Annotated in this window: 16 protein-coding genes and 1 pseudogene; 10 read left to right on the top strand and 7 right to left on the bottom strand. The window is 65.4% G+C overall.

Annotated features, from left to right (window positions below; translation table 11 throughout):
• Positions 1-11 precede the first annotated feature (11 nt).
• A complete protein-coding gene (locus EJ071_RS33115; protein ID WP_126102817.1) occupies positions 12-1,556 on the bottom strand; it encodes a 4-hydroxyphenylacetate 3-hydroxylase N-terminal domain-containing protein in 1,545 nt (514 codons plus the stop codon).
• Positions 1,557-1,647: 91 nt separating this feature from the next.
• On the opposite strand from EJ071_RS33115, the gene EJ071_RS33110 reads away from it, so the two are divergent.
• Complete coding sequence (locus EJ071_RS33110) at positions 1,648-2,520, top strand: helix-turn-helix domain-containing protein (RefSeq protein ID WP_126101619.1); 873 nt, start codon at positions 1,648-1,650, stop codon at positions 2,518-2,520.
• A 58-nt stretch (positions 2,521-2,578) separates the two neighbouring features.
• On the opposite strand, the gene EJ071_RS33105 is transcribed toward EJ071_RS33110, so the two are convergent.
• From EJ071_RS33105 to EJ071_RS33090, 4 genes and pseudogenes are all read right to left on the bottom strand, one after another.
• The gene (locus EJ071_RS33105; RefSeq protein WP_126101618.1) at positions 2,579-3,937 is read right to left on the bottom strand and encodes an aminotransferase class III-fold pyridoxal phosphate-dependent enzyme; all 1,359 of its coding nucleotides are present in this window, start codon (positions 3,935-3,937) and stop codon (positions 2,579-2,581) included.
• Between the two features lie 24 nt (positions 3,938-3,961).
• Positions 3,962-4,626: pseudogene (locus EJ071_RS33100) on the bottom strand (HAD-IA family hydrolase).
• On the bottom strand, positions 4,623-5,873 hold the full coding sequence (locus EJ071_RS33095) for a Tm-1-like ATP-binding domain-containing protein (protein ID WP_126101617.1): 1,251 nt from the start codon (positions 5,871-5,873) through the stop codon (positions 4,623-4,625). The pseudogene EJ071_RS33100 and the gene EJ071_RS33095 overlap by 4 nt, the downstream one beginning before the upstream one ends.
• Positions 5,874-5,901: 28 nt before the next feature.
• Positions 5,902-6,675: an IclR family transcriptional regulator gene (locus EJ071_RS33090; protein ID WP_126101616.1), complete on the bottom strand. Its 774-nt coding sequence runs from the start codon at positions 6,673-6,675 to the stop codon at positions 5,902-5,904.
• 165 nt (positions 6,676-6,840) lie between these two features.
• On the opposite strand from EJ071_RS33090, the gene EJ071_RS33085 reads away from it, so the two are divergent.
• From EJ071_RS33085 to EJ071_RS33075, 3 genes are read left to right on the top strand one after another with little or no spacing between them, the layout of a single operon-like run.
• Positions 6,841-8,298, top strand: coding sequence for an APC family permease (locus EJ071_RS33085; RefSeq protein WP_189521320.1), 1,458 nt, complete (start codon positions 6,841-6,843; stop codon positions 8,296-8,298).
• Between the two features lie 55 nt (positions 8,299-8,353).
• Positions 8,354-9,541, top strand: a complete 1,188-nt coding sequence (locus EJ071_RS33080; RefSeq protein WP_126101614.1) for a cytochrome P450 — start codon at positions 8,354-8,356, stop codon at positions 9,539-9,541.
• Between the two features lie 2 nt (positions 9,542-9,543).
• Positions 9,544-11,034 carry an aldehyde dehydrogenase gene (locus tag EJ071_RS33075; protein ID WP_126101613.1) on the top strand — a complete coding sequence of 497 codons (1,491 nt, stop codon included), beginning with the start codon at positions 9,544-9,546 and terminating at the stop codon, positions 11,032-11,034.
• Between the two features lie 28 nt (positions 11,035-11,062).
• Here the strand turns inward: EJ071_RS33075 and EJ071_RS33070 are convergent, their stop codons facing one another.
• Entirely contained in the window at positions 11,063-11,965 is a 903-nt protein-coding gene (locus tag EJ071_RS33070; RefSeq protein WP_126101612.1) for a LysR family transcriptional regulator, read from the bottom strand.
• Between the two features lie 102 nt (positions 11,966-12,067).
• Between EJ071_RS33070 and EJ071_RS33065 the strand changes: the two genes are divergently transcribed.
• Both EJ071_RS33065 and EJ071_RS33060 read left to right on the top strand, forming a co-directional pair.
• Positions 12,068-13,054 carry a zinc-dependent alcohol dehydrogenase family protein gene (locus tag EJ071_RS33065; RefSeq protein WP_126101611.1) on the top strand — a complete coding sequence of 329 codons (987 nt, stop codon included), beginning with the start codon at positions 12,068-12,070 and terminating at the stop codon, positions 13,052-13,054.
• Positions 13,055-13,139: 85 nt separating this feature from the next.
• Positions 13,140-13,838, top strand: coding sequence for a glutathione S-transferase family protein (locus tag EJ071_RS33060; RefSeq protein WP_126101610.1), 699 nt, complete (start codon positions 13,140-13,142; stop codon positions 13,836-13,838).
• Here EJ071_RS33060 and EJ071_RS33055 read toward each other — a convergent pair whose 3' ends face one another.
• Positions 13,839-14,585 (bottom strand): IclR family transcriptional regulator, encoded by a 747-nt coding sequence (locus EJ071_RS33055; protein ID WP_126101609.1) that lies wholly within the window; start codon positions 14,583-14,585, stop codon positions 13,839-13,841.
• 161 nt (positions 14,586-14,746) lie between these two features.
• Between EJ071_RS33055 and EJ071_RS33050 the strand changes: the two genes are divergently transcribed.
• The 4 genes from EJ071_RS33050 to EJ071_RS33035 all read left to right on the top strand — a co-directional run bounded on the left by EJ071_RS33050 (position 14,747) and on the right by EJ071_RS33035 (position 19,537).
• Complete coding sequence (locus EJ071_RS33050; RefSeq protein ID WP_189521319.1) at positions 14,747-16,138, top strand: transaminase; 1,392 nt, start codon at positions 14,747-14,749, stop codon at positions 16,136-16,138.
• A gap of 107 nt (positions 16,139-16,245) precedes the next feature.
• Positions 16,246-17,301 (top strand): substrate-binding domain-containing protein, encoded by a 1,056-nt coding sequence (locus tag EJ071_RS33045; RefSeq protein ID WP_126101608.1) that lies wholly within the window; start codon positions 16,246-16,248, stop codon positions 17,299-17,301.
• A gap of 25 nt (positions 17,302-17,326) precedes the next feature.
• A complete protein-coding gene (locus tag EJ071_RS33040; RefSeq protein WP_126101607.1) occupies positions 17,327-18,598 on the top strand; it encodes an ABC transporter substrate-binding protein in 1,272 nt (423 codons plus the stop codon).
• A 93-nt stretch (positions 18,599-18,691) separates the two neighbouring features.
• Positions 18,692-19,537: a sugar ABC transporter permease gene (locus tag EJ071_RS33035; RefSeq protein ID WP_126101606.1), complete on the top strand. Its 846-nt coding sequence runs from the start codon at positions 18,692-18,694 to the stop codon at positions 19,535-19,537.
• Positions 19,538-19,549 lie beyond the last annotated feature (12 nt).

The following is a 19,549-nucleotide window of genomic DNA, read 5'->3' as shown; positions in this document are numbered from 1 at the left end:
GCCTGCCTCCGTCAGTTGGCCTGGGCGGCAAGCGGCGGCAGCCAGCTATCGCCGGTCCAGCCCTTTTCGTCATAGTCGGCCATGCATTGGTCGACGAGTTCCTCCATCTGCTTCAGCCGACCGCCGCGCTCGGCGCCCTTCAGCACCTGCAGCCGCACCTCTTCGGGCGCGCCGGCATAGTTGAGCTCATAGAGCGCATGACGGCCGCCGAATTCGGTGCCGGTCGCGTCCCACAAAAGCTTCATGATCTTGATGCGCTCGACATGGCCCATGTCGTTCGAGCCGCGCACATATTGCGCGAGATAGCGGTCGATCTCCGGGTTGTCGAAGTCGCGCGCCGAGGAGGGCAGGTAGATCAGCCCCGAGGCGATCACCCGGCGCACCGTATCGATGACGCGCGGATAAGCCTCCGACATGAAGGTGCGATAGGCGAGCGCCGCCTCGAGATTGGGCAGCACCGCGCCGTTCGCCCATGGAATGGGATTGTGCGCCATCGCGTTGGAAAAACTCCAGAACATGTGGCGCAGCGCAATCACCTCGCCGAGCGCCGCCTGGTTGCCGCGGAAGGCGTCGCCGCCGGTGGCGCGCAAGGCCTTGGCGAGCAGGCCGGCGAGGAAGTCGAGCTTGACGGCAAAGCGCGTGCAGCCCTGGAAGCAGTAGCCGTGCATGAAGCCCGACGCCGGATGGAAGGACAGGATTTTTTGCGCATCGCGCAGCACCAGCACGTCCTCCCAGGGAATGAAGACATTGTCGAGCACCAGGATCGCGTCGTTCTCGTCGAAGCGCGACGACAGCGGATAGTCGAAGGGGTGGCCGACGCTGTTCGCCGTCTGCTCGTAGGAGACGCGGCAGAACATCTTTATGCCCGGTGCGTTCATCGGCACGATGAACATCACCGAAAGCGACGGATCCTCGGTGACCGTCGCCGAGCTCTGCGCCAGGAAATTGTAGTGGGTCAGCGCCGACGACGTTGCGACCACCTTGGCGCCGGACACCCAGATGCCGGCGTCGTTCTCCTTGGTGATGTGCACGAACACGTCCTTCACCTGCTCGGCCGGCTTGTGGCGGTCGATCGGCGGATTGACGATCGCGTGGTTCATGAACAGGACCGCTTCCTGGGCGCGTTTGTGCCAGGCTCGCGCATTGTCCTTGAACGGCCCGTACCATTCGGCATTGGCGCCGAGCGTGTTCATCAGCGCCGCCTTGTAGTCGGCGGTGCGGCCCATCCAGCCGTAGGTCATGCGCGCCCAATGCGCGATCGCGCTTTGCTGCGCTGCAAGCTCGGCAGCGGAGCGGGCAACTCGGAAATATTTGTGCGTGTAGCCACCCGAGCCGGTGTCGGTCGGCGAGGTCAGGACCGGTTGCTGATTGGGATCGTGCAGCGCATCGTAGAGGCGCGCCAGCGAACGCACCGAATTGCGCATCGCCGGATGGCTGGTGACGTCGGCCACCCGTTCGCCATTGATATAGACCTCGCGCCCGTCGCGCAGGCTCGCCAGATATTCGGTGCCCGTGAACGGCCGCGACGTGTCGGCACGGAAATCTTCCGATCGCATCATCATCCTCCCTTAACATGTTAAGTTTAGCGAATTTGACCGCCGCGGGTTATGGACAAAATCCAAAATAGGTTGGATTTTTTCCGGCGTCATGACCCAGTCCCTTATTCCCGAATTCTTCGTTTACGGCGAACCGGCGCGGGCCCTTGATGTCGGCTTTTTGCACGTCGAAACTGTGCTGGCCCGCGCCTCCGTGCATCGCGGCCGGGTGCTGGCTCACAAGCATCCGCAGATGGCGCAGGTCACCTTCTGGACGAGTGGTCGGGGCATCTACCGGATCGAGGATGAAACCTGGAGTTTTTCGGCACCGACGGTGAGCTTCATGCCGAGCGGCGTGGTGCATGGCTTCGACATCGAGCCGGGCACGGACGCGATTGTCGTCTCGGTCGCGGATGCGGCGCTTGCTGTGATCGCCGAACATTCCGCGCTGCCGCTCGACCAGCCGGTTTTCGTCACCGGACGGGGCGAGGCAGCGCTTTGGCAAAGGCTCGGCGACACAGTCAGGATGATCCAGGCTGAATATGCCGAGGCGCAACCCGGCGCGGAAAAAATCCTGCCGCCGCTGGTCGCCGTCGCGCTGTCGCACATCGCCCGCCTCGATGCGCAATCGCATGCGGTGACCGTGCCGGCCGCGGTTGCGCTGGGCGGCCGTCTCAGGCGGCTGATCGACCGCCACTTCCGCGACGATTGGCCGGTCGAGCGGTATGTCGAGGAACTCGGCACCACCAGGCATCTGCTCGACAAGGCTGCGCATCAGGTGCTGGGCTCCGGCGTGCGTCAGGCGATTGGCGAAAGGCGCCTGGTCGAGGCCAAGCGTCTGCTGCTGTTCACCATCCGCACGGTCGAGGACATCGCCTACGAGACCGGCTTCAACGATCCCGCCTATTTCTCACGCTTCTTCCGCCAAGCGGTTGGGGTGTCGCCGGCGGCATGGCGGAGGGAGCGAATAGTGAGTAGCGAATAGCGAATAGCGAGTAGGGGAAAAGCTCGGTCCCTATTCGCTACTCGCTATTCCCTATTCGCTAGGCTGCCGCAGCAGCCGCCAATCCCACATCCAACCCTTCCGCGATCTTCGCCACATCTGTCGCCGAAATCACCAGCGGCGGCGACAGGATGACGGTGTTGCCGGAGACGCGCAGCATGACGCCGGCGCCATAGGCAGCGTCGGCGACAGCGGTCATCGTCTTCTTGTCGGCCGGCTTCTTGGCGGCGCGGTCGGAGACGAGCTCGAGCGCTGCCATCAAACCCTGGTAGCGGACGTCGCCGACCAGCGCGTGCTTCGTCTTCAACGCTTCGAGCGCCTTGCCGAGCTCGACGCCGCGCGCCGCGGCGTTCTCGTTGACGGCGAGCCGCTTCGTCTCGGCGAGCGCCGCAAGGCCGGCCGCGCAACCCACGGGGTGGCCCGAATAGGTGTAGCCATGGCCGATCGCGCCGAAGCTCGTCTTGTCGGTCTCGAAGACGTCTGCAACCTTGGCGCCTATCAGCGTGGCGCCGAGCGGGAAATAGCCAGAGGTGACCGCCTTGGCGATGGTCATGAAATCCGGCTTCACGCCGGAGAGCCGCGAGCCCGCCCAGGCGCCGGTGCGGCCGAAGCCGGTCACCACCTCGTCGGCGATCAAAAGGATATCGTGGCGGTCGCAGATCGCCCGGACCATCGGCATGAAGCTTTCATGCGGAACGATGACGCCGCCGGCGCCGAGCACCGGCTCCATGATGAACGCGGCGATCGTGTCGGCGCCCTGGAAGGCGATCTCGTCCTCGATCGCCCGCGCGCACAGCTTTGCCAGCTTTGCCTGATCGGTCTCGTCGAACGGGTTGCGATAGGTCCACGGCGCCGGCGTATGGAAGACGCCGGGCAGCAGCGGCTCGTAGTTGCGGCGGAAATTCGCGTTGCCGTTGACCGAGGCGCCGCCGAAATGCGTGCCGTGATAGCCCTTCTTCAGCGCCAGGAATTTCGTCCGGTCGCCCTGGCCGCGAATTTTCCAATATTGGCGCGCGAGCCTGAGCGCCGTCTCGACCGAGTCCGAGCCGCCCGAGGTGAAGAAGGCGCGCACCATGCCTTCCGGCGCGAACCATTCGGTGAGGTCATAGGCAAGCTCGATAGACGGTCCGGTGGAGGTGCCGCGAAAGCCGGAGTAATAGGGCAGGGCGTCGAGCTGGGCGGCCATCGCCTGCTTGATCGGATCGCAGCTGTAGCCGAGGTTGACGTTCCACAAGCCGCCGACGGCGTCGAGCACGGTGCGGCCCTCGGCATCGGTGACCGATACGCCTTCGCCCTTCATGATGATCTTCGGCGGCGTCGCCCGCATTTCGGCCGGATGCGCCATCGGGTGCCAGATCGGCTTGGCGTTGTTTTCGGTGAGGAAGTTGATGTCACGCATCGGGAGGGACTCCGGTTTTTCCGATTAGGAGAGCATCAGGCCGAAAGGACTGAGCGCCTCGGCATAGCTTCGCGCCGGCTCTGCGACGTCGAATTGAACGGTGGGCATGCCGGCGGCAATCGCGCCGTCGACATTGCGCTTCTGGTCGTCGACGAAGACGCAGGCCGCAAGCGGCACCTGCAATGCCTCGCCGACCATCGCATAGGCGCGGGCGTCGGGCTTGAGGATTTCGTGTAGGTCGCGTCGACGATCGCCTCGAACAGCGCAAGCAGCGGCAGCCGTTCGCGAAAAGACTTGCCGTAGAACAGGTCGAGCTCGTTGGAGAGGATGGCGAGCCGCACGCCGGCTTCATGGGCAATGTGGATCGCCCGCTCAGCCTCCGGCCGCACCACCGCCTGCGGTTCGGCGCCGCGCGCCCGCTGCACGAAGGTCGACATGTCATGCCAGTCTTCCCCGACCAGCCGGCCGACCTCGCGCGTGCGCGTCTTCCAATAATCGCGCTCGCTGATCTCGTCGGCCTGCATCGAGCGCCACAGCGCATCGGAGGCCGGGTCGAACGGCCCGCGCCAGTTGAGCGTGCCGGGCTTGAGCCCGAGCGCGCGCTCGGTCAGCGCATGCGTCTCGAACAGCGTGCGTGTCACGACGCCGCCGAAATCGAGCACCAGCGCTTTTGGCTTCGCCTCGCTCATGCCGCTTGCCTGCCGGGCGGAACGATGCCTCCGGCGACCCAGCGGTCGAAGATCTCCAGCGCCTTGGCGCTGAAGGCGGCGTCGTTGATGTGGCCGGCGATTTCATGCAGCTCGGCATTGGCGGGCACGCTCATGCGCATTTCGGCGACAAATGCCGAAAGCGCTTCCGGCTCATAGAGCGGCTCGCCTTCCTTGTCCCATTGCTGGATGCCGCCGACAGGCAGGATGAAGGCGGTCGGGCCGGTTGCCGTACTTAGCTTCTCGCCGATGGCGCGCGCGATTTCCTGGCGCGTCGCGCCGTCCGACGTGACGGAGGCAAGCAGCCGGTTGTGCGCATGATAGGGCCGCTCGGTGAAGCGCGACGGCACCGCCTGCCAGGTCGGAAAATCCACCATGTCGATGGCGCCGGGCGCGACGATCTGCGGGATGCCCTGCCGCCCAGCATTCTCCAACCGGTCGCTGCCCGAATTCACCACCGAGCCGGTGAGCTGGTTGGCAAGCTCCTGCAGGCTGAAGTCAAGCACCGCGACGAAACCCTTCTGCGCGGCAATCGCTTCCAGCGCCCGTCCGCCCATGCCGGTGGTGTGGAAGACGATCACCTCATAGCCGCGCTTTTCCAGTTCCGGCTTCAGCGTCACCATATATTGCAAGCAGCTTTTTCCCAGCGAGCTCATGCCGATCTTCGGCCGCGATACATCGGGTTTGACCACAGCCTGCGCCGCGCCTACGACCGCGCCGCAAGCCTGCGACAGCACCGCCTTGCAGGCGCTGTTGAGGCCATAGAGGCCGCCCGCCCACAAGATCATCATCAGGTCCGTGGCGATGCGCTCGGGCGGCAATAGATGCGAATAGGCGATTGTCGAGACGACGAATTTCGGCACGCCGAGCGGCAGCGCAAGCGCGACGTCGAGCGCGAGGTCGGTGCCCATAGAGCCGCCGAGCGCGATGACGCCGTCGATCTCGCCCTTGTCATGAAGCGAGCGGGCAAGTCGCGACGCGCCGAGCGCCATCAGCGTCATTGCCGAGTTCTCGTCGCCGCTGGCGATGATCGCTTCGATAGTCGTGTCGGCGGCGCGGGCCACGGCATGCCGGTCATGCTCCGGCCTGTAGGGCGGATCGCCAAGCACGCTGACGTCCATCATCACGGCAACGCCGCCGACCGCCTCGATGCGCTCGCGCATGAACAGCAGTTCGTCGGTCTTGGTGTCGCCGGTGCCGATAACCAGGATTCGGCGTGTCTCCTCCACGTCAGGTCTCCTCGCAGTTTCTTGTTGGTTATGATGCCCGCTTCTGGCCGGGCCGATTTTGCCGCCCGAACAGCCGTTCGCCGATCTCGCGCGCCGCCGCCGCGACGCTGGCGCCGTAGCGCTCAATGTCGCCCTTGTGGATGCGCACCCGAGGCGCGGCGATGGCGATGGTGCCGATGGCAAAACCATCGGCGCCGAGGATGGGGGAGGCCACGCTGAGCACGCCTTCCTCATAGCCCTGGGAGCCGGTCGAATGACCCCGAGCGCGAGCAGCCGCAATATGCTCGGCGAGTGTCTCCACGTCGCCGATCGTAAAGGGCGTGAATGCGGGCAGCGGCCCGGTGAGAATGCCTTCGCGCACGCGCTCTTCCGTGAAGGCGAGGAAGGCGATGCCCGACGCCGTCGCATGCATCGGCAGCATGTCGCCGAGCTGCACGCTGACACGGTTGGCCTTGGCCGATTCGATGACTTGAACGGTGATCAGGCCGCGCTTCGAATATTCCGAGAGATGCACGGTCTCGCCGGTCTCCGCCGCCAGTTGCTCGACGACCGGCGCCGCCATGCGCAGGAACGGAAACTGCGCCTCGCGCATCAGCGCCAGCCGCGCGATGCCGGCGCCCAGCCGGTAAAGACGCGTGGTTTCGTCCTGTTCCACCAGCCCATGCGCAATAAGCGAAACCAGCAGGCGGCGCGTCGTCGCCTTGTCAAAGCCGGCGCCCTTGGCAAGGTCGGCGAGCGCCGTCTCGGGCGCGCGGCTGCCCAGCATTTCCAGCAGCGAAATGGCTTTGCCCACCGTGCTCATCGCGTGCCCGATCCTCCATCAGATACTTAACGTGCGAATTAACTTGACAGCAAGTCGATTCCTTTGCAAGTCTAATATCGAAATGCCGTTGCAAATAATGAAATGATCATCGGCCCACCAGAAGGCCTTCGGCATCTCAGGGACACTTGGTTTCCGCAGCGCGGAATGGAGGGAAAAATGACCACACTTGAAGCCGGCGAAGTGAACCGGCTGAGGAAGAACAGCCTCGGCGTCGGCGCCATCACTTTCATGGTGATCTCGGCTGCTGCCCCGCTCACGGCTGTCGCCGGCGGCACGCCGCTCGGCATGCTCATGGGCAACGGCGCCGGCTTTGCCGGCACCTATCTCATTGTGACGCTTTTGCTGCTGCTATTCGCGGTGGGCTATGTCGCCATGTCGCGCCACATCGGCAATGCCGGCGCCTTCTATGCTTATGCCGCGCGCGGCCTCGGCGGTCTCGCCGGCGGCGCTACCGCGCTGATCGCCATCCTGTCCTATAATGCCATGCAGATTGGCGTCATGGGCCTGCTCGGCGCCGCGACCGCCGGCCTGTTTGCCGGATGGGGCGTCACGCTGCCCTGGTGGGCGTGGAGCTTCATCGCCATCGCCATCGTCGCCATGCTCGGCTACCGCCAGGTCGACCTGTCGGCCAAGATCCTGACGGTGCTGGTGCTTGCCGAATATGTCGTCGTGCTGATCCTCGACCTGACGATCCTCAAGACCGGCGGCGACAGCGGCCTGTCGGCCGCGCCCTTCAGCTGGAGTCAGATCACCAGCGGCGCGCCGGCGATCGCCATCCTGTTCTGCTTTGCCGCCTTCATCGGCTTCGAGGCGACGACGATCTATGCCGAGGAAGCGCGCGACCCCAAGGTAACCATTCCGCGCGCCACCTATTTCTCCGTCATCCTGATCGGCCTCTTCTACATGATCACCGCATGGCTGATGGCGGTCGGCGCCGGTGTCGACAAGCTGCTGCCGTCGCTGCAGGGCCTGCAGGACCCGACCACCTTCCTGTTCGGCCTGTCCGACCGCTATGCCGGAACGCTGCTCACCCACGCCATGAGCATCCTCTTCGTCTCCAGCCTGTTCGCCGGCGTGCTGGCCTTCCACAACGCGGTCGCCCGCTACATCTATGTCGCCGGCCGCGAGAAGCTCTTGCCGCAGACGATCGGCGTCACGCATTCGGCGCATCAAAGCCCGCATGTCGCGTCGGTCATCCAGACGGTGCTTGCGGCAATAGTCGTCGGGCTCTTCGCCGTGCTCGGCCTCGATCCTGTGCTGGCGCTGTTCTCATGGCTGACCAACGTCGCCACGCTCGGCGTCATCGTCATGATGGCGGTGGCCTCGCTCGCCGTCGTGATATATTTCCGCGCCAATCCGTCGAGCCAGGAGAACGCGCTGAAGACCACGATCCTGCCGGCGCTGACCTTCATCGCCTTCGCCATCATCATCTATCTCATCGTCATCAATTTCGGCAGCCTGTCGGGTGCCGGCGGTTTCCTCGGCGTCTTCCTGCCGGCGCTGGTGCTGATCGCGGCCGTGGCCGGCCTGCTCCTCGCGAGTGCTTTGAGGAGCCGCGATCCGGTTGCCTTCCAAAGCCTTGGCAAGCCGCTGAAGGATTGATGGACAGAAGGGGCGGCGCTCGTCGCCGCCCTTCCCAGACAGCAGGAGCAGCGACATGAGCTTTGCCGAGAGCATCACCGTCGAGGCGCTGGAGGCCGATCCTTATCCGATCTATGCGGAGTTGAGGCGCAGCGCGCCGGTCGCCTTCGTGCCTGCAGTCAACCTCTGGTTCGTCACTCGCTGGAAGGACGTCGAGAGCGTCGCGAAATCGCCCGACATTTTTTCCGCGGTCGTCGGCACCTCGCCCGTCGAGCGCTCCTTCGGCAAGCCGACCATCCTCACCACCGATGGCGACGTGCACAAGCAGCTTCGCCAGGGCGTCGATCCGAAATACCGGCCGCGCACCGTCGCGGCCTATGCCGGCGAGCTCGTGCGGTCGATCGCCGAACCCTATCTCGACAGGATCGCCGAACACGGCTCGGCCGAACTGATGGCCGACTATTTCGAGCCGGTGTCGACGCTGAGCCTGGCGCGCTCGCTCGGCCTTGCCGATGTCGACATGCCGACCTTGCGGCGCTGGTTCTATGGCCTCGCCCAGGGCGCCATCAATTTCGAGAACGATCCGAAGCGGCAGGAAATCGCCGACGCAATCAGCGCCGAAGTCGGCGCCGCCGTCCAGCCGACGCTAGAGCGGCTCACGCGCGAGCCCGACGACTCGGCGCTCTCGCACATGCTGCATGACGGCATGCCGGAGGGCTCGACCCGGCCGATCGATTTCCTGATGCCGACCATCAAGGTCATCCTGCTCGGCGGCATGCAGGAGCCCGGCCATGGCGCCGGCTCGATTCTTGTCGGCCTGCTCACCCATCCCGAACAGTTGCGCCGGGTGCTCGACGATCTGGAGACCTTCGTGCCGAAGGCGGTCGACGAGGGCCTGCGCTGGGTGGCGCCGATCGGCACGCAGACGCGCCAGACGACGCGGCCCGTCGAGCTTGGCGGCGCGACAATTCCCGCCGGCGCGCCGGTCGCGGCATTGGTTTCCTCGGCCAGCCGCGACGAGAGCCGCTTCAGCGATCCCGATCGATTCGACATCGGCCGCGAGGAGGGCAACCACGCCGCCTTCGGCTTCGGCCATCATTTCTGCTCGGGCCGTTTCTTCGCGCGCGAGCAGATGTGTCTTGCGCTACGCTTGCTGCTCGAGCGCTTTCCGGATCTCAGGCTGATGCCGGGCAAGAAGCCGGTCTTCCGCGGCTGGGAGTTCCGCGCGCCGGCGACACTTCATGTAGCCTTTGGAGCCGATTGACGATGATCAGCCAGGACACCATCGATACGCTGCGCAAGGCCGACGTCGGCGCGCGGCACCTGTTCATCGATGGAACCCAGGTGGACGCGCAGGGCGGCGCCAGCCTGCCGGTGATCTCGCCGATCGACGGTCGCCCCTTCGCCAGTATCGCCGATGGCGGCGCAGCCGATGTCGACCGTGCGGTGGCCTCGGCGCGCAAGGCGTTCGCGAAAGGCTCGTGGTCGCGCGCGGCCCCTGCCTTTCGCAAGAAGGTGCTGACGAAATTCGCCGAGCTGGTCGAGAAGCATGTCGACGAGCTCGCCGTGCTCGGCGTGCGCGACAACGGCACCGAGATCAACATGGCCTACAAGGCCGAGCCGCTTTCAGCCGCCGGCACCATCCGCTACTACGCCGAGGCGATCGACAAGGTTTATGGCGAGATCGCGCCTACTGTCGAGAACGTGCTCGGCCTGATCCACAAGGAGCCGCTCGGCGTCGTCGGCGTCATCGTGCCATGGAATTTCCCGCTGATGATCGGCGCCTGGAAGATCGCGCCGGCTTTAGCCGCCGGCAACGCCATCGTCGTCAAGCCGCCGGAGATCGCCTCGCTCACATTGCTGCGGCTGGCGGAACTCGCCGCCGAGGCCGGCCTGCCCGAAGGCGTCTTCAACGTCGTCACCGGCCGCGGCTCGGTCGCCGGCGAGGCGCTCGGCCTGCATATGGATGTCGACGCCATCGCCTTCACCGGCTCCGGGCCGGTCGGCCGCCGCCTGCTCGAATACTCCGCGCGATCCAATTTGAAACGCGTCTTCCTCGAGCTCGGCGGCAAGTCGCCCAACATCGTCTTTGCCGATGCGCCGGACCTGAAGCAGGCGGCGGTGGTGTCGGCTAACGGTATCTTCCGCAATTCCGGACAGGTGTGCGTTGCAGGTTCGCGGCTGCTGGTCCAGGCCTCGATCTACGACCGCTTCATGGACGAGCTTCTCAAGGCGACCGCGAAGCTGAAGGTGGGTGATCCGCTCGATCTCTTAAGCGACATCGGCGCGGTGTCGAGCGCCGAGCAGTTGACCAAAAATCTGGGCTTCGTTTCGAAGGCCATGGAGGAGGGCGCTCGGCTCGTCACCGGCGGCGAGCGCATCCTGACCGAGACCGGCGGCACCTACATGGCGCCGACCATCTTCGAGAACGTGACTGAGAACATGCAGCTTGCCCGCGAGGAAGTGTTCGGCCCGGTGCTCGGCGTCATGCGCTTCGACACCGAGGAGGAGGCGGTGCGTCTCGCCAACGCCACCGTCTACGGCCTCGCCTCCGCCGTGTGGACCTCGAACCTGTCCGCCGCGCATCGCATGGTCCGCGCCATCAATGCCGGCGTCGTCCACGTCAACACCTACGGCGGCGCCGACATCACCGTGCCGCTCGGCGGCGTCAAGCAGTCCGGCTTCGGCCGCGACAAGTCCCTTCACGCGATCGAGAAATACACCGACCTCAAGACGGCGTGGATCAGTCTCGCTTGACCCTTCGCGGCGGGTCGGCCTGATGCCGCTACGACATCATTCTCGGCAATCCCGCCGCCAGCGCGTCGACCGCCAGTCGCACCTTCAGCGGCAGATGCGGCGTCTGCAGCCAGAGCGCGTGGCAGTCGTAGAGATAGTCCGACTGGTCGGGCAGCAGCCGGATGAGCCTGCCTGCTTCGACGCGCTGGCGCACCAGCCAGTATGGAAGCCAGGCCAGGCCCATGCCCTCGGTCGCCGCATCGGCGATGGCGTCGAGGTCGTCGAACCGAAGCCGGCCGGCCGGCGCGATCTCCGTTACGGAGCCGTCGTCGCGCGGGAACAGCCATGGCTGCAGCGCCTGGCCGAGCCGCCGGTAGATGATCGCCTGATGGCCGGCGATATCGTCGAGCCGAAGCGGCTGGCCGAACCTCTCAATGTATGACGGCGAAGCGCAGACGATCATTCGCTGGCGCGCGACGCGCCGCGCGATGATGCCGGCCCTGTCATCCAGCGTTCCGGTGCGGATCGCCAGGTCAAGACCGTCCTCGACAAGATCGGCGAAGCGGTCGCTGAGCGACAGGTCGAGCTCCAGTGCGGGATAGTACCGGGCAAGCGCGAGCAGGATCGGCGTGACGCAGTGGCGGCCGAAATGCGCCGGCATCGTCACTCGCAGTTTTCCGCGCGGCTCGGACAATTGGTCGGCGGCCAGCGCATCGGCGGCTTGCGCCTCCGCCAGCACGATCCGGCAGCGCTCGTAATAGGCGCGCCCGAAATCGGTCAGGCTCTGCCGGCGCGTCGTGCGGTTGATGAGGCGCGCGCCAAGCCGCTCCTCAAGGAAGCGGACATGCTTGCCGACCATCGGGCCCGACAGGTCGAGCGCCGCCGCGGCGGCCGCGAACGAGCCGAGGTCGACAGCCTTGACGAACACTTCCATGCTTTCGAGGCGATCCATATTCAAAACCAATCGTTTCGACTGTCCTGCCTGCCGCGCGATTTATCGCATCCCGATGCCTCTGCATAGTCCATTCCATCAACTGGATTTGGAGTTGCATGGATGGCAAGGGTTGTTCGCTTTCACGCTCACGGTGGGCCGGAGGTGCTGCGCATCGAGGATGTCGAGGTTCCGCCGCCGGGCTCCGGCGAGGTGCGTATCCGCGTCAAGGCGCTGGGCTTGAACCGCGCCGAGGCCTCGATGCGCAGGGGCGCCTATATCGAGACGCCGGCGCTGCCGTCAGGCCTTGGCCTCGAGGCGTCGGGCAGCGTCGAGGCGGTCGGCGACGGCGTCGATGGTTTTGCGCCGGGCGATGCCGTCAGCGTCATCCCGCCGCGCTCGATGGCGCGCTGGCCGGCCTATGGCGAGCTCGTCACCTTTCCGGCCGAGCTCGTGGTCAAGCATCCGCCGTCGCTCGGCTTCGAAGCCGCCGCCGCGACATGGATGCAATATCTCACCGCCTATGGCGCGCTGGTCGATGTCGCCCGTCTCGGCCGTGGCGAGCCTGTCGTCATCACCGCAGCGTCGAGCAGCGTCGGGCTGGCCGCGATCCAGATCGCCAAGGTGATCGGCGCCGTGCCGATCGCCGTCACGCGGATGTTGGCCAAGAAAGAAGCGCTGCTCGATGCCGGAGCCGCCCATGTCGTGGCCTCGCAGGAGCAGGATCTCGAAGCGCGGCTGAAGGCACTCGCACCGCAGGGCGTGCGCGTCGTGCTCGATGCGGTCGGCGGTCCGATCTTCACGCCGCTGGCGGCGGCGATGGCGCGCGGCGGCATCCTCATCGAATATGGCGGCCTCAGTCCCGAGCCGACGCCGTTCCCGCTGTTCGAGGTGCTGGCGAAGACGCTGATGCTGCGCGGCTATCTGGTGCACGAAATCACCGGCGATCCGGAGCGGCTGGAAGCGGCTAAACGCTTCATCCTCGACGGCCTCGCGTCGGGCGCGCTGAAGCCCTTGATCGCCAAAACTTTTCCGTTCGACAAAATCGTCGAGGCGCACCGCTTCCTCGAATCGGGCGAGCAGTTCGGTAAGATCGTCGTGACGGTTTGAGGCCCAAGAAAGCGAGGCGGGTTGTCGGAAACCGCGTCGGTTGTTCGTCCTCTGGCCGCAAAGCGCAATCAAGAGGAGCCTGCCGATGACCCCCACCATCACCGCCTTTGAACGATCGCCCGATCGCGGCCGGGGACAGGCGCGCGACATGCGCGTTCGCTGGGCGCTCGAAGAAGTGGGTCAGCCTTACGATGTCCGCCTCGTTTCGTTTGAAGAGATGAAGCAACCAGCTCATCTTGCGCTTCAGCCTTTCGGGCAGATACCCACCTATGAGGAGGGCGGCCTCGTTCTGTTCGAGACGGGCGCGATCGTGTTGCATATTGCAGAGCATCACGCCGGTTTGCTGCCCGACGACGCGAATGCCCGGGGACGCGCGATCAGCTGGATGTTCTGCGCGCTGAACACCGTGGAGCCGCCGATCCTCGACCTGCAGATCGCAAAGTTCGCGGAGCGCAACGAGAGCTGGCACGAGCGGCGTCTGCCTATGGTCCACGATCGCATCCGCGACAGGCTCGGCGAACTTTCCGTTTGCCTCGGCGACGCCGACTGGCTCGATGGCGACTTCAGTGCCGGGGATATTCTGATGGTGACGGTGTTGCGCAGGTTGAACATGTCAGGCCTGCTGGGCGAATTCCCGAACCTCGCCGCCTACGTCGCCCGCGGCGAAGCGCGGCCTGCGTTCAAGCGCGCTTTCGATGCGCAGTTGGCGGTTGCCATGGCGGCGTCGGGCTGGAGGAGGCACAGGACGAAGCGCTCCAGCGTCATGCCTTCGCGGCTGAGATGATCATGCCTCGCCGGTCAGCCGAGCCGAGATCAGCCGCGCCGCTTTGATTGCGGCTCCGCCCTGGCTGGCCGCGACCGCGTCGTCGACGCGCGAGACGGGGGAGGCAACCGACAGCGTGCCGATCGGCTGGCCGTCGGCGCCGAGGATCGCGGCGCCGACACTGTGCACGCCTTCCTCATAGCCCTGCGCGCTGCGCGAATAGCCGCTGGCGGCGGCGAATGCGATGGCTTTGGCCAGCGTGTCAGGCCCGGTCATCGTATGCGCGGTGAAGGCCTGCAAAGGCCTTTCGAGATAGGCGCTGACCACTTCCAGCCGCGAGGCGGCGAGGAAGGCGATGCCCGAGGCTGTGCCGTGCAGCGGCAGCACCTGACCGACATCGACATTGACGCGGTTGGCCTTGGCCGACAGTTCGACATGGACGGTGAGCAGCGCGCCGGCGCTGAATTCCGACAGGTGCACGGTCTCGCCGGTCTCCAATGACAGGTCTCGCACCACCGGCGCCGCGACCCGCACGAACGGAAAATGCGCGTCGCGGATGCGGGCAAGCCGCGACAGGCCGGCGCCCAGCCGGTAGCGGCGACTCCGCGGCTCCTGCTCGATCAGCCGGTGCGCGGCAAGCGCCATCAGGAGGCGCCGGGCGGTGGCTTTGTCGAGGCCGGCGCGCCGGGCGAGATCGGACAGCCCGATCTCCGACTCCTGCAGCGTGAACAGTTCTAGCAGCGACACCGCCTTGCCCACCGTGCTCATTGCGTATTCTCCGAGATACTTCGCATGTGAATTAACTTGACAGGCGCCGCTCCTGCCTTCAGTGTGTCTATAACATACAAAACAACGGTTCAAATAATGAACCGTCATGGGAACAACTACGCGTCGCAAATTTTGCGCGTCAGGGAGAGTTCAGCGCCGTGATGGCCGCCAGCAGAACCGATTTGCAACCCGCGACGATCGAAGACCTGCTCGACCGCGAGCAGGCACGATTCCTCGATACGCATCCGCGCTCGGCGGCTGCCTGGGAAGAGGGCAAGAAGCACTTCCTCTATGGCGGGCCGTCGCATTGGATGCGGCGCTGGGCCGGCGGCTTCCCGGTCTATGCCGCTTCGGCCAGAGGCGCCCATATCCGCGACATCGACGGCCACGACTATGTCGACTTCGCGCTCGGCGACACGGGTGGCATGTGCGGCCACGCGCCGGAGGCGGTGACGCGCGCAGCGCTGCACCAATTGCAGAACGGCACGACCATGATGCTGCCCACCGAGGACAGCCTCTGGGTCGGCGAAGAGCTTACGCGCCGCTTCGGCCTGCCTTACTGGACGCTGACCACGTCCGCCACCGATGCCAACCGTGGCGCCATCCGCATCGCGCGCATGATCACCGGCCGCGACAAGGTGCTGGTCTTCTCCGGCTGCTACCATGGCGGCGTCGAGGAGGCGCATGTCGAGATCCGCGACGGCAAGATCGGCATGCGCAACATGATCCATCCGAACGGTGTCGACCATTCCGCCGTCTCCAGGGTGGTCGAGTTCAACGATGTCGCGGCGCTCGAGGAAGCGCTGTCGCATGGCGACGTCGCCTGCGTGCTGACCGAACCGCTGATGACCAATTTCGGCATGATCCCGGTCGCCGACGGTTTTCATACAGCGCTTCGCGAGATCACGCGCCGCACCGGCACGGTGCTCGTCATCGACGAGACGCACACCATCTCCAGCGGTCCCGGCGGCTATACCGCGCTGCACGGGCTGGAGCCGGACATTCTCGTTGCCGGCAAGGCGATCGCGGGCGGCTTTCCGGCCGGCATCTTTGGCGTCGCGCGGGAAATCGCCGAGCGGCTGTGGAAAATCGTGCCGATGGTCAATCCGCGCGTGCGCCAGTCGGCGCATCTCGGCATCGGCGGCACGCTAGCCGGCAACGCGCTCACCGTCGCCACCATGCGCGCGGTGCTGGAAGAGGTGCTGACGCCGGCCAATTTCGAGCTCATGATCGCCAACGCCTCACGGCTTGCCGAGGCCGCGCGGAAAATCATCGCCGACAACAAATTGCCCTGGCATGTGACGCAGGTCGGCGCCCGCGCCGAGATCATGTTCATGCCGAACCCGCCGCGCAGCGGCGCCGACGTCATTGCCGGGCGTCGAGGCGATCTCGAGACCTTGCTGCACGCCTTCTACATGAACGAAGGCATACTGGTGACGCCGTTCCACACCATGTTCCTGATGTGCCCGGCGACCTCGGCGGCCGATGTCGATCGCCACACGGAAGTCTTTTCCCGCTTCGTCGATCTTGTCCGCGGCGCGGGCGTCGTCTGAGACCATGGCGAACCCGTTCGAACTCACCCTTACGCAAAAATTTAAAACGTTTGCAATTCGGCAAAAGCCGATTACAAACGTTTCAACATCGCGTTCGGGAGGAACGATTGCCGGCCCGTGTCACCACGCTGAAGGAGCTTGCCGCCAGCCTCGGCCTGTCGATCACGACGGTATCGAGGGCGCTTGCCGGCCATCAGCAGATCGCCCTGAAGACGCGCGAGCGTGTCGCCCAGGCGGCGCGCCAGGCCGGGTATGTGCCTAACACCGCGGCGCGCACGCTGGTTTCCGGCCGCAGCGGCTTCGTCGGCCTGGTGCTGCCGATCCGCGGGCCGAACCTGGTCGATTCCTTCCTCGGTGAGTTCGTGACCGGGCTCGGCGAGGGGTTGGTGGCGCATGGCTCGGACCTCATCCTCGCCACCGCCGCGCAGGACCAGGCCGAGCTTGCCGTGCTGCGCCATGTCGTCGAATCCGGGCGCGCCGACGGCGTCGTCGTCACCCGCATCGCCGAGGTCGACGAACGTCTCGACTATCTGCGCCGGCGCAGCTTTCCGTTCGTCGCGCATGGCCGGCTGCTCGACAGCGATTTTGACTACAACTGGCTCGACACCGATGGCGCCCATGCCTTCGGCGAAGCCTTCGACATGCTTTACGATCTCGGCCACCGCCATTTCGGCCTGGTGACGATTTCCGAGCCGATGACCTTTCGGCATCTCAGGCAGGATGGTCTCGCCGCCGCGATCGCCCGACGCGGCGATCCGGCGGTGCGGCTCGATGTGGCGACCGCACCGCGCTTCGATCGCGGCGCCCGCATCCAGGCCGTCAACCGGATGCTGAAGGCTCCAAATCGGCCGACTGCGATCATCGCCTTGTTCGACGAGCTGGCGCTGACGGTGATGGAAGAGGCGGCCCGCGCCGCCCTTACCGTCCCACGCGACCTTTCCGTCATCGGCTTCGACAACATCGTCGCCTCGGCCTATGCGCCGCCCGGCCTCACCACGTTCGATGCCTCGATCCGCCAGTGCGCGCGCGAGATCGCCGACATGCTGCTCACCGTCGTCGCCGAGAAACCGGCCGCGCCGCTGACCCGGCTGATCCGGCCGACGCTGGTTCCAAGGGCAAGCCATGGACCGGCGCCGCTGACAAAGAAGCTGACGCCGGCATGACGGCGTCAATCCAGGGAGGAAGAGCATGACCAATATTTTGAAGAAGCTGTCGGGTGCGGCGCTGGCGCTGTCGCTTGCCGTTGGCGGCGCCCAGGCCCAGCAGGTGCTGTTCTGGTCGACGCAGGCGCGCCCGGTCGAGGAAACGCAAAAGATGCGCGATGAGGTGCTGAAAGGCTTCGGCGGTCCGGTCGACTATCAGGTCGCGGAGGACGGCCCCTGGCTCACCCGACTGCAAGCCGAACTGCAGGCGGGCTCCGGAACCATCGGCGTGCTCGGTGGCCTGCATGGTGATTTCTCCACCGTCGGCGCTAGCCTTGTCGATCTCTCCGCCGTCGACGTTGGCGGGGTCAAGATCAACGAGGCCTACAAGAAGCTCGGCATGCTCGGTACCGGCGAGCAGAAATATATACCGTGGATGCAGGCCACCTATCTGATGGCGGCGAACAAGCAGGCGTTGCAATATCTGCCGCCGGGCGTCGATCTCAACACCATCACCTACGACCAGCTGATCGAATGGTCGAAGAACATCGCCGAAAAGACCGGCTCGCCGAAATTCGGCTTTCCGGCCGGTCCGAAGGGGCTGAAGCACCGCTTCTTCGAGGGCTTCCTCTATCCGTCCTACACCGGCTCGATGGTGACCAAGTTCCGCTCGCCCGAAGCCGAGACCGCCTGGAACAAGTTCAAGGAGCTTTGGCAGTACACCAATCCGAACTCGACCAACTACGCCTTCATGCAGGAGCCGCTGCTGAGCGGCGAGGTGTGGATTGCGTTCGACCACGTCGCCCGTCTCGCCGACGCCTTCAATCAGAAGCCCGACGAGTTCGTCGCCTTCCCGGCGCCGGCCGGTCCCGCCGGTCGCGGCTTCATGCCGGTGGTGGCCGGCGTCGCCATTCCGAAGACCTCCCCGGACATCGACAAGGCCAAGGCGCTGGTCGCCTATATGCTGAAGCCGGAAACGCAGATCGCCACGCTGAAGGCGACCAATTTCTTCCCTGTGGTCGATGTCAAGCTTCCCGACGGCATGCCGGCCTCGGTGAAGGCGTTCGGTCCGGCCATCGCCACCATGACCGGCGCTCGCGACGCGCTGCCGGCACTGCTGCCGATGGGTCTTGGCGATCTCGGCGGCAAGTTCAACCAGGTCTACACCGACAGCTTCGAGCGCATCGTGCTCGGCGGCGAGGATGTGCACGGCGTGTTGGAACAGCAGGCGGCCGCGCTCAAGGCGATCATCGACCAGGCCAAGGCGCCGTGCTGGGCGCCAGACAAGCCGTCCGAGGGCGCTTGCCCGGTCGACTAGTCGTCACCAGAGATCCTCCCAAGGGGTGCCCGGAGTTTGTTGCGCTCCGGGCGCCCGGACCGCGGCCCTCGACCGCAGCGCAAAGGACACACCATGAACGGCAAGGCTCTGCCCTACCTGCTGCTGATGCCGGCGACGCTGTTCCTGTGCGTCTTCTTCCTCTATCCGTTCGCACTCGTCGCCTTCAAGGCGGTCACCCGCGACGGCGCCTTCACGCTCGACAATTTCCGCACCATGGCCGGCAGTTGGAAGTTTCCGGCCACCGTCCGCAACACGCTGCTGCTTGCCGCAATCGTCGTGCCGATCCAGCTTGCCATGGCGCTTCTGATGGCGAGCGTCGTGTCGCGGCTGGAGAGCGGGCGCAGTGCAGCACTTTACATCTTCGCCATTCCGCTCGGCATTTCAGACCTTGCCGCCGGCCTGATCTGGCTGGCCATCTTCGACCAGTCCGGTTTCCTCAACACGCTGCTTTCCGGCCTAGGCATCGTCGATCGCCCGATCATGTTCCTCGGCTACCAGAGCAAGCTGACGATCTTCATCGCCGTCGCGCTGGCCGAGATCTGGCGCGCAACCGCCATCATGATGGTCATCCTCGTCGCCGGCATGGGGCTGATCCCCAAGGAATATTACGAGGCGGCGGAGGTGTTCGGCGCCGGCCCATGGAAGCGCTTCGTCCGCGTTACCCTGCCGCTGTTGCGCCCCAGCCTGCAGACGGCGATCATCTTGCGCGTCATCCTCGCCTTCGAGGTCTTCGCCGTCGTCGCCGCCCTTGGCGGCACCAATCTGCCGGTGCTGATGGGCGAGACCTACAACTGGCAATTCACGCTGCAGGACCGCAACGTCGCCGCCGCCTCGGCGCTGCTCATCCTCGCCATCTCGATCGGCTTCACGCTGTTCTTCCTGAGAGTGCTGCGCGTGCCCAAGGAGGCACGGATATGAAGGAGGCGCGCA

The organism is Mesorhizobium sp. M1B.F.Ca.ET.045.04.1.1 (assembly GCF_003952465.1).
In the GTDB taxonomy this organism is placed as follows: Bacteria; Pseudomonadota; Alphaproteobacteria; order Rhizobiales; family Rhizobiaceae; genus Mesorhizobium; species Mesorhizobium shonense.
Note: the sequence above shows the minus strand (reverse complement) of the source record. Positions and strands in the feature narration are given on the sequence as shown.

Excerpts from the sequence above, each read along its gene's own strand:
- EJ071_RS33050 (WP_189521319.1), top strand. The coding sequence starts at position 14,747 with ATGGCCGCCAGCAGAACCGATTTGCAACCCGCGACGATCGAAGACCTG.
- EJ071_RS33035 (WP_126101606.1), top strand. The coding sequence starts at position 18,692 with ATGAACGGCAAGGCTCTGCCCTACCTGCTGCTGATGCCGGCGACGCTG.
- EJ071_RS33055 (WP_126101609.1), bottom strand. The coding sequence starts at position 14,585 with ATGAGCACGGTGGGCAAGGCGGTGTCGCTGCTAGAACTGTTCACGCTG.
- EJ071_RS33105 (WP_126101618.1), bottom strand. The coding sequence starts at position 3,937 with ATGCGTGACATCAACTTCCTCACCGAAAACAACGCCAAGCCGATCTGG.
- EJ071_RS33060 (WP_126101610.1), top strand. The coding sequence starts at position 13,140 with ATGACCCCCACCATCACCGCCTTTGAACGATCGCCCGATCGCGGCCGG.
- EJ071_RS33040 (WP_126101607.1), top strand. The coding sequence starts at position 17,327 with ATGACCAATATTTTGAAGAAGCTGTCGGGTGCGGCGCTGGCGCTGTCG.
- EJ071_RS33110 (WP_126101619.1), top strand. The coding sequence starts at position 1,648 with ATGACCCAGTCCCTTATTCCCGAATTCTTCGTTTACGGCGAACCGGCG.
- EJ071_RS33115 (WP_126102817.1), bottom strand. The coding sequence starts at position 1,556 with ATGCGATCGGAAGATTTCCGTGCCGACACGTCGCGGCCGTTCACGGGC.
- EJ071_RS33090 (WP_126101616.1), bottom strand. The coding sequence starts at position 6,675 with ATGAGCACGGTGGGCAAAGCCATTTCGCTGCTGGAAATGCTGGGCAGC.
- EJ071_RS33075 (WP_126101613.1), top strand. The coding sequence starts at position 9,544 with ATGATCAGCCAGGACACCATCGATACGCTGCGCAAGGCCGACGTCGGC.
- EJ071_RS33065 (WP_126101611.1), top strand. The coding sequence starts at position 12,068 with ATGGCAAGGGTTGTTCGCTTTCACGCTCACGGTGGGCCGGAGGTGCTG.
- EJ071_RS33085 (WP_189521320.1), top strand. The coding sequence starts at position 6,841 with ATGGAGGGAAAAATGACCACACTTGAAGCCGGCGAAGTGAACCGGCTG.
- EJ071_RS33070 (WP_126101612.1), bottom strand. The coding sequence starts at position 11,965 with ATGGATCGCCTCGAAAGCATGGAAGTGTTCGTCAAGGCTGTCGACCTC.
- EJ071_RS33080 (WP_126101614.1), top strand. The coding sequence starts at position 8,354 with ATGAGCTTTGCCGAGAGCATCACCGTCGAGGCGCTGGAGGCCGATCCT.